At 61.6% G+C, this 4,393-nt stretch carries 4 protein-coding genes and 1 pseudogene; 1 reads left to right on the forward strand and 4 read right to left on the reverse strand.

Translation table 11 applies throughout. The features are described 5' to 3' along the window. From F6S12_RS30015 to F6S12_RS30030, 4 genes and pseudogenes are all read right to left on the reverse strand, one after another. Positions 1 to 472, reverse strand: a pseudogene (locus tag F6S12_RS30015) (sel1 repeat family protein); the annotation flags it as partial. A gap of 231 nt (positions 473 to 703) precedes the next feature. Continuing rightward, on the reverse strand, positions 704 to 1,732 hold the full coding sequence (locus F6S12_RS30020) for a sel1 repeat family protein (RefSeq protein ID WP_315869708.1): 1,029 nt from the start codon (positions 1,730 to 1,732) through the stop codon (positions 704 to 706). 176 nt (positions 1,733 to 1,908) lie between these two features. Next, on the reverse strand, positions 1,909 to 2,733 hold the full coding sequence (locus tag F6S12_RS30025) for an SDR family oxidoreductase (RefSeq protein ID WP_015634228.1): 825 nt from the start codon (positions 2,731 to 2,733) through the stop codon (positions 1,909 to 1,911). Positions 2,734 to 2,769: 36 nt separating this feature from the next. Beyond that, positions 2,770 to 3,234 (reverse strand): hypothetical protein, encoded by a 465-nt coding sequence (locus tag F6S12_RS30030; RefSeq protein WP_015634229.1) that lies wholly within the window; start codon positions 3,232 to 3,234, stop codon positions 2,770 to 2,772. 422 nt (positions 3,235 to 3,656) lie between these two features. Between F6S12_RS30030 and F6S12_RS30035 the strand changes: the two genes are divergently transcribed. Continuing rightward, positions 3,657 to 4,136 (forward strand): YhfG family protein, encoded by a 480-nt coding sequence (locus F6S12_RS30035; protein WP_315869709.1) that lies wholly within the window; start codon positions 3,657 to 3,659, stop codon positions 4,134 to 4,136. The last annotated feature ends 257 nt before the right edge of the window (positions 4,137 to 4,393 follow it).

Here is a 4,393-nt window from a genome sequence, read left to right on the forward strand (position 1 = left end):
GCCAGCGCAGGGCCAGGTCCCGGTCCTTGGGAATGTCCTTGTCGCCGAACCAGTAGGTGGCGTACATGCCGTACTCGGCGCACCAATCGTTCTGTGACGCCGAGTAGGCGATGTAGTTGAAGGACTCGCGGTCGCGCTCAGCCTTGGGCTTGTCCGTTTCCTGATCGGTGGTGGTGGACAGATAGCAGAAGGCCCGGGTGTAGTGCGGCGCGGCCATGGCGAAGCAGCTCTTGGCGTTCTTGTAGTCCTCGATCTCGTTCAGCTTGTAACCGGCGCCGTACAGCACATCCGCGTCCATGGCCGGGTTGCAGTACTCGTTGGCGCTGACCTTGGGCAAGACGCTGTCCAGCGTCAGCTTGGGCAGGGTGTCATTGAGTTCGGGGCGTTTCGGTTCGGTGTTTTGCGCAGGCGTGGAGGCGCAAGCCGCCAGCAAGACAGCCAATGCCAGTGGCAGCGCGTTGAACAATTTCAATGGATATTCCCTGATCGGCGAATGAAAAAAGACGCGCATGAAATCAGGCAGGGACGGCAAAGGAGGGGAGCGTGAGCAGTTCCGTGCTTGGGTGTCGGCGCCAGCGATTCCATGCTGCTTGAGCGCGGGCGCTCAAGACCGCGGATTCTACTGGGTTTGAGAGGGCGCACAACCGAAACCGCAGCAGCTGTCTGGCTGCGGCTGCAAAAGCAGTAGCGCCTGCCGCTCCAGTTATGGCGTGCGCTTGGCCAGGAGGATTTTGGCCTTGGCCACGCTGTCTTCCACGCTCAGGTCATCGTCCTCCAGCACGGCCTGCAGCGCCGGGTCTTGCCACAGGTCCGCGGCCGGCCCGGTGCTTTGCACCAGGCGGGAAATCAAGGCGTAGGCCACCAGCTGGCCGCGGGTGTGGAACTTCGGGTAGCGGTCCTGCATGTCCACCAATTGGGCGACGAAAGCATGCTGTTGCTCAGGCGACATGCCCGCGAACACCTCCGGGTAGTCGTAATAGATATCCCCTGTGCCCAGGAGGATGACGTTCTGGCGCAGCGCCTGCTCAAGATCCTGTTTGGAGGGGAGCTGGCTGAGCAGCCGGGTGTAGTGCTGCTCGCCTTCGGCCATCTGCTGAGGGCTCATCTTGCGTTTCAGCGCTTCGAGCCTTTGGGCGTCATCGAGGGTTCGGGCCCAGGCGTAGGCCAGCGGGAAATTGTCCTGTTCGCTGCTGCGCAGCATCTCCTGTTGCGAGTCCTCGTCGCCGTGCCGAGCGGCGCGTTCCAGCCAGGCCATGGCCAATGCCTTGTTCGCCGGCTGGTCCAGCTTGCCAAGGTTGTAGATGTCGTACAGGCCCGCTTCCGCGCAGGATTCATTGTGCTGGGCGGCGTAGGCGATGTAGTTGAAGGCTTCGCTTTTGTCATAGTCCTTCTGCCTGGAGCCGACAATCCCGCCCAGGATGCACAGGCTCATGGTATCGCGGGGGGCGGCCATGATCAGGCAGCCGCGGGCCATTTGTATGGCCTTGCTCGCCAGCAAGGTACGGCTTGCGCCATGCAGCACCTCGTCCTCATTCATCAGGCGGATGCCGAGGCCGACCAGCCGTTCGCTGTCCATCTCCGGCGAGCAGTACGGGTTGGCCTCGACCTTGGGCAGGATCTGTTCCAGGCTCAGCTCCGGCAGGGTGGCATTGAGTTTTTCGTCCGGTGACGAGGCATGGCAGCCCAGCAGCAAGGCGAACAGGGTCAACGTCAGCGCACTACGATATTTCAATGGGGCAGATCCTTGATTGGCGAATGAACAAAGGCGCACTGCGCCACCGCGGTAGGAGCTGGCTTGCCAGCGAAGGTGGTCGCAAGATTTGCACTCGGCTCGCGGGCCTCTTCGCCGGCAAGCCGGCTCCTACGGGAGGCACGCGGTACACCCTAGATGGCTTGCGTGCGTAGGGGTCAGAGCCTGGCGCTCAGGCCGAAGCGCTTCATCAGTCCCTTCTCCAGCAGACCCTTGGGCAGCAGGTTGGCCAGCAGCGGCAGGGCGCGGCTGCCATTGCCCAGCCGTACCAGGCGTGGCGGATTGTCCTGCTGCACCGCCTTGAGCAAGCCGGCGGCGAATTCGCTGGCCGGGGTCGGCTTGTCCTGGGAGGCCTTGGCCCGGGAGCGGATGCCCTCGCGCAGCGGCCACCAGGGCGATTGTTCGTTGAGCAGCTGTTCGGCTTCATGCCCGGCATTCTTGGCGAAGCTCGAAGCAATGGCCCCGGGCTGCACTTCCATGACGCGGATGCCGAACGGCGACAGTTCCATGCGCAGGGCATCGCTCAAGGCGTGCACTGCGGCTTTTGAGGCGCAGTAGGCACCGGCAAAAGGCGTCACCAGCACCCCGGACACACTGCCGATGTTCACCACCAGGCCGCGGCTGCGGCGCAGCACCGGGAACATCGCCCGAGTCACCCCGACCACCGAGAACACATTGGTTTCGAACTGGCGTTGCATCGCTTCCACGCCGCCATCGAGCAGCGGGCCCATGGCGCCGTAGCCGGCGTTGTTGATCAGCACATCCAGGCCGCCGTACTGCTGGTTGATCTCCTCGCCCAGGGCGCCCAGGGCCGGGCCGTCATTGACGTCCAGTTGCACGGCCTTGAAACCGGCCGCTTGCAGGGCAGAGACGTCCTCGGCCTTGCGGGCGGTGGCGAGCACGGTGAAACCGGCGCCCTTGAAGGTGTCCGCCAGGGCGCGGCCGATGCCGCTGGAACAACCGGTGATCAACGCTACGGGCATGGCGCGGTCCTTGTGCTGGGTGAGGGAGGGGGTGAATCAGTCGGAGAAACTACCCTGTAAACGCTCGGCGCGAAACTCCAGGGTTTGCGGGCGATAGCCGGGGCGCAGCGGCGGCAGGGGCAGGCAGTCCTGCCAGTTGGCGCCGGCCTGCAACTCGCCGGGGCCACGGTAGCGCGGGGCGCTGTACTGGTTGTCGGCGAGGTTGACCGTATCCCCCGGCGCATAGGCGGCGACCCGCCAGCGCAACTCCACCAGGGGCACCTTGTTGCCGTTGTTCAGCTTGACCTGCAATGGACGGTCGGCGGGGCAGTGCTCCGGCGCGTAGCTCAGGCGCAGCTCCAGGCGCGCCAGTTGCTGGGCTTCGCGGTTGTCCAGCCAGACCACCCAGCAGGCCACCAGGGCCAGGCCGAACGCGGCAGCCAGGGACACGGGAAGGGCTTTGGCGGGGTAGCGCAGAAGCAGGATCAGCCAGGTGATGACCAGCAGAACGCCGATGAACATGACGCGAGCCTCGGGGAAAAGGAGGGGACATCCTACCTAAGCGTAGGTGGGGTTGGCGATGGAGGGTGGCTGTTGTGACGTTATCCACAGGCCAGGTTTTGATGGGGGCGTTAGGGACAACAGAAGGTCTGTTAAAGCGGATTTATGCCGATAGTGGACATCATGTGGTCCACTCTGGTGCCCGCCCGAGCAGGTGGCTGGCATGCTTCGGGGTCATCTATCCATTTCTGGAACACCTTTACCGGGACTGGAAAATGCTCAGGCTCTCAGGGCTGCAAACATCGAACGAGGCGAATGCTAGCTGAAGGGGTGGGCTCCGCTTTCGACTGTGAAGCGTGCTGGTGCCAAGGACGAGACGTGCCCGTGGTGGCGATCTATGAGGTGTATAATCTCCGGGCTTTGGCATCAATCATGGGGCGATGATGGACGTATCACTGCAGCAGATTTTGCAAACTGCACAGATCAGCGATCTGAAGAAGCTGGGGACGTTTCTTGAGGTCAAACGCTTTGTCGAAACTCAGCTTCATTTGAAGTTAGGGGCAAATGGCTGGAGCTCCTTATCTTTGAAGTTAAAGCGCCTGAGTGCCCAGGCAGAAGAGGGGCGTGAATGCGCACGTGTACTCAGTGATGCGTTGCCCTATCCGGTTGTGCGCAATGAAGTTTCAAAAAGAATCGGCTTCAGGATGTGCGCCAGGAATGTTGCAGAACTTAGAGGCGCTTTGTCCCTGTTGTCGAAATGCGCTGTTCGTCCAGCGTTTGATCCTTATGAGCGTTTCGAAAAGAACAAGCTTAAAAACTTTGTCAGCAGTTCAAGACTGGAAGGCATAGATATACCGGTCTTCGACGAAAAAGCCTCGTTGGAAAAAATCCTGGCCAAGCATGGAAGACCGTTGAATGGATAAATACGACGCTTCTCATGATCATTACTGCTACCCCGCCTCCTCGGCGTGCCGCCATCCTGAACATTCCTAAACTCTCTTGGCCTGGACATAAACTGCGACGCCTTCGTCGTTGCTGTGTGTCGAACCCGGACTAGCCTTTGAGCGTCGCAGCACATTCAGCGACCGGGCTTGGTAACTCGTTCTGATACAGGCGCAACAGCGCCGCATTTCACTTGTGCAATGGCAGCTGTGCGTGGGAGGGGGCGTCCCTGCCGGGT

The sequence above is a fragment of the Pseudomonas sp. JV245A genome (assembly GCF_032424515.1).
GTDB classification, from domain to species: domain Bacteria; phylum Pseudomonadota; class Gammaproteobacteria; order Pseudomonadales; family Pseudomonadaceae; genus Aquipseudomonas; species Aquipseudomonas protegens.